Raw genomic sequence first — 4,217 nt, 5'->3', positions numbered from 1 at the left:
TCTGGCATTCAGCTTGCCATTCACCGCTCTCACTTCAGATTCTAATCCCCTCTCAAGACACAAGCTGGCTTGCCGGCGATAGGGTCCTGACAGATCGAACTCAACCGCGGGCCAGTTCCGCCTGGTGGGCAATTGCTTCCTCGCTCTTGAGTACTAGCACATCCCCCTCCAGCGCATCCAGCACCACCTCCGAGGTATTGCCAATCAACGCCCCGGAAATCCCCGTGCGGCACACGGTGCCGATCACCGTCACCACCGCATCGAGCTTCTTCTCGGTATGCGGAATCAGTACATCCGCCGGCCCTTCGGCCACATGCAAGCGGTCTTCGCCGATGTCGTACTCTGCCTGGAATGCCTTGCACGCCTCGCGATAACGCTTCTCGATAGTTTCCGTCAACTGGTACACCGGGTCCGACGCCGACAGCATCGGCGACGGATGGGCGGTGATGACGTGCAACTCACCCTTGGCCAGTTTGGCAATCTCGAAGCCATGGTCGATGATGCTGGCGTGCAGGCGGCGGTGGTCCTCGTCCTGGTTGCCCACATCCACCGCAGCCAGGACCTTGCCGCCGGTCCAAGGCCGCTCGCTCTTGACCATCAGCACCGCACACGGGCATTGGCGCAGCAGCTTCCAGTCGCTGGGTGTGAGCAGGGCCTTTTTCAGTGGGTTGTCCGGGCGGTGTTCCTTGATCACCAGATCGCAGCCCTCGGCCTGCTGCACGTCGATGATGGTGTCGTGCAGGTTGTCGCGCCAGGCCTCTTCATGGGTGACGTTGTCGTACCCGTCATCATGCAACTGGCTGCTCAGCAGGCTCAACAGCGCGCTGTGGTCGTGCCTTTTGTCGCACATCAGCAGGTGCAGGCGCGCGCCGGTGACGCCGGCGATCAGCTTGGCCCGGGTCAGGGCCCGGCTGTGGGCGTGCTCGGGGTCGAGGACGACGAGGATGCTGCGGACGGCTTGCATGGGCTTCAACTCCGTTCAAAGGTGGCGGCCAATGCCTGACTATAGTCGGCGCTTCCCCCGCTGGCGCTTGATGTACATCAAGCATAGTCACTGGCGCCGCCCGCCGCCGCCGGTATAATCGCCGGCCCTGCCCGTTCTTTGTGGTTGCACGCTCATGTCCCTGATCCCCGAAATCGACGCCTTTCTTGGTTGCCCGACACCAGACGCCTGGATCGATGCGGCGCTCGCCGACCAGGAAACCCTGCTGATCGACCACAAGAACTGCGAATTCAAGGCTGCCAGTACCGCCCTGAGCCTGATCGCCAAGTACAGCACCCACCTCGACCTGATCAACATGATGTCGCGCCTGGCCCGCGAGGAACTGGTGCACCACGAGCAGGTGCTGCGCCTGATGAAGCGTCGCGGCGTGCCGCTGCGCCCGGTGTCGGCGGGGCGTTATGCGTCTGGGCTGCGGCGCCTGGTGCGCGCCCACGAGCCGGTCAAGCTGGTGGATACGCTGGTTGTGGGGGCGTTCATCGAGGCGCGCAGCTGCGAGCGCTTTGCCGCGCTGGTACCGCACCTGGACGAGGAGCTGGGCCGCTTCTACCACGGCCTGCTGAAGAGCGAAGCGCGCCACTACCAGGGTTACCTGAAACTGGCGCACAACTACGGCGACGAGGCAGACATCGCCCGCCGGGTGGAACTGGTGCGGGCTGCGGAGGTGGAGCTGATCCAGTCACCTGACCAGGAGCTGCGCTTCCACAGCGGTATCCCGATGGCGCAGGCCGCCTGATTCGCGCCAGGCGGCCCGGGCGTCAGTGACGGCGACCCAGCAGCAGGCCGACCACCAGCCCGAGGCCTGCGGAAATGGCCACGGTCTGCCACGGGTGGCCGCCGATATAGTCCTGGGTAGCTTCCACCACCGGTTGCGCCTTGCTGCGCACCTTGTCGGCGGCCTGGCGCGCCTGGCGCAGTTTGAGACTTACCTGCGCGCGCAGGGTTTCCGCCTCGTCACCCACCAGCGCTGCGCTGTCGTTCAGCAGTTTTTCCGATTCTTCGATCAGCGCCTGCAGTTCGCTGAATACCTGGTCCTTGATCTGATCGCTGTCGGCCAGCGCGGCGTTTTTCCGGGCCATGAACTCGTCCTCGTCGATGGTATGGTTTGAACAATGGATGCCGGCGCGCCAGGAAAGTTGCGGCGGCTTTGGGCTGTTGCAGTCCTGAGTGTAAGATAGCGGCCATTTTCAAACCTGCAGGTACCTTCATGAGTTTCAATCTGGCCAACATGAGCTTCGAGGAACGGGCGCAGATCGAGGCAGAGAAGGCCCGGCTGTTCGAGCTGTGGCAGAACAACCTGGGCAAGGCCAAGGGCGAAGCCGCGCGGCTGATCGCCGAAAAGCCACGGCGCAAAGGCAAATGGGCCGAGTGGGTGCGCGCCGAGCTGGATGGCATGTCGCCGCCCGAATACGCCAGCATGGTGCGCAGCGAAGTCAACAAGCTGATGGCCGCAGCCAGCGCCAACCGCTGATCACACCCCGCCGGGCGCCTACCAGTAGGCGCCCTTGGGCAGGTCCAGCTTGCCCTCGTCGGTAAAGCGCACGGTGCCCAGCAGCCCGCCGGCAAGTTTGCCGCGCAGCACATAGGGCAGGCCCTGCAACGAGTCCACCCGGCCCAGCCCATAGGCCTGGCGCAGGAAGGAAAACGCCGTGATGCTCACCGGCACCACGACCACCGCTTCGCCATAACGGCCGATGTGCCCCTGCTGGTCGCTGACCCCGGCAGCCAGCGGCTGGCCGTTCACCTCCAGGTTCAGGGCGATGCCGTTGTAGTCGATCGGCGCCTCGTTGGGGTTTTGTACCCGCATCTTCACCGCCATGCGCAGTTCCAGCTCCTGCCCGGGCAGCGGTTCGATACCGATCACGCTGATATTGACCGGGTCGCGTGCCTGGAACAGCGCACAGGCCCCCGGGCCGCAGGCCAGCAGCAGGACCAGGAACAGGCGGGCGTAGCGGTGCAGACGGGCAGCCATGGGGTACGACCTTGCCAGAGTGAGCGAATGGGCAGTGTGGCAAATGTGCGTCGACGTTGAAAGTCTCCGCCCATATGAAAGATACTGTTTCTCATTAACGCCCGATAACTTCTCCTACTGGCCGTTCCCGAACCCATGCTGACCTCTCCCGCGCCGGGCCTGCTGGCAAGTTTCCAGGAGCACTACGACGACCTGCTGCAGTTCCTGACCCGGCGCATGAGCGACCGCCAGCGCGCTGCCGACGTCGCGCAGGAAACCTACCTGAAGCTGGTGAACATCGACCAGCAGGCAGTGCCGGTGCTGCACGCGCGCAGTTTCATCTTCCGCGTGGCCGGCAACCTGGCGATCGATGCCTTGCGCCGCGAGCAGCGCATTGCCGCCAGCCACGACGACAGCGAGCGGGCAGGTGAGGTGGCCTGCCTGGCGCCGGCACCCGAAGCGGCCTTGCTGGCCCGGGAGCGCCTGCAGATCCTCGACCAGGCGCTGCAGCAGCTGCCCGCCAATGCCCGCCAGGCGCTGTTGCTCAACCGCGTCGACGGCCTGACCCAGGCGCAGATCGCGCAGCGCCTGGGGGTTTCCGAAAGCATGGTGGCGAAGTACATCGGCCAGGCCCTGCGCCATTGCCGCAACTGGCTCAAACAGGCGGGCGTGGCTGCGGCCCTGGTGCTGGCTGTTGCTGTGGCGGGTTGGCAGCAGGCGCCGGTGCTGCTGGCGGATTACCACACCGGGGTGGGTGAGCGGCAGGTGGTGACCCTGGCCGATGGCACGCGGGTGACGCTGAACAGCGCCTCCGCCCTGAGCGTGGTGTTCAGCGACCGTGAGCGGCGGGTGGTGCTGGAGGCCGGTGAGGCCTTGTTCGAGACCACCGATGATTCGCGGCCCTTTGTGGTCGACACGGCCGGTGAGCGGGTGCAGGGGAGTGCGGCCACCTTCAGCGTGCGGCGCGATGGCCGCGTGGTATTGGCGCGGGGCGAAGCCAAGGTTGGCGAGCATGAACTGGCAGTAGCGGCCGATGCCGGCACGCAGATGGCCTGGCAGCGCGGCAAGCTGATCTTCAACGGCAAGCCGCTGGGCCAGGTGCTGGCGGAGCTCGAGCATTACCGGCATGGGCGGATCGTGTTGTCCGACAGCAAGCTGGCGGCGATGGAGGTCAGCGGGGTGTTCGACCTCGATGAGCCAGAGGCCCTGTTGCGCACCCTTGAGCAGCGCTATGGGCTGAAGGTGACCTACCTGCCGTGGTTAGCC

At 65.1% G+C, this 4,217-nt stretch carries 6 protein-coding genes; 3 read left to right on the top strand and 3 right to left on the bottom strand.

Annotation, left to right across the window (positions count from 1 at the left end; genetic code table 11):
- Positions 1-100 precede the first annotated feature (100 nt).
- A complete protein-coding gene (locus ACK1U9_RS25400) occupies positions 101-964 on the bottom strand; it encodes a universal stress protein (protein ID WP_085601657.1) in 864 nt (287 codons plus the stop codon).
- 154 nt (positions 965-1,118) lie between these two features.
- Between ACK1U9_RS25400 and miaE the strand changes: the two genes are divergently transcribed.
- On the top strand, positions 1,119-1,736 hold the full coding sequence (gene miaE, locus ACK1U9_RS25395; RefSeq protein ID WP_108481852.1) for a tRNA-(ms[2]io[6]A)-hydroxylase: 618 nt from the start codon (positions 1,119-1,121) through the stop codon (positions 1,734-1,736).
- A 22-nt stretch (positions 1,737-1,758) separates the two neighbouring features.
- On the opposite strand, the gene ACK1U9_RS25390 is transcribed toward miaE, so the two are convergent.
- Entirely contained in the window at positions 1,759-2,079 is a 321-nt protein-coding gene (locus ACK1U9_RS25390) for a DUF883 family protein (RefSeq protein WP_046615886.1), read from the bottom strand.
- Between the two features lie 128 nt (positions 2,080-2,207).
- Here ACK1U9_RS25390 and ACK1U9_RS25385 point away from each other — a divergent pair, with 128 nt between their 5' ends.
- The gene (locus ACK1U9_RS25385; RefSeq protein ID WP_046615887.1) at positions 2,208-2,471 is read left to right on the top strand and encodes a hypothetical protein; all 264 of its coding nucleotides are present in this window, start codon (positions 2,208-2,210) and stop codon (positions 2,469-2,471) included.
- A gap of 18 nt (positions 2,472-2,489) precedes the next feature.
- On the opposite strand, the gene ACK1U9_RS25380 is transcribed toward ACK1U9_RS25385, so the two are convergent.
- Positions 2,490-2,972, bottom strand: a complete 483-nt coding sequence (locus tag ACK1U9_RS25380; RefSeq protein WP_085601656.1) for an LEA type 2 family protein — start codon at positions 2,970-2,972, stop codon at positions 2,490-2,492.
- A 135-nt stretch (positions 2,973-3,107) separates the two neighbouring features.
- Between ACK1U9_RS25380 and ACK1U9_RS25375 the strand changes: the two genes are divergently transcribed.
- A partial coding sequence (locus ACK1U9_RS25375; RefSeq protein WP_449110266.1) for a sigma-70 family RNA polymerase sigma factor occupies positions 3,108-4,217 on the top strand: 1,110 nt, incomplete at its 3' end.

It is taken from the genome of Pseudomonas sp. XP1, assembly GCF_053557675.1.
The sequence above is the reverse complement of the archived record's forward strand: the minus strand, read 5'-3'. Positions and strand labels throughout refer to the sequence as shown.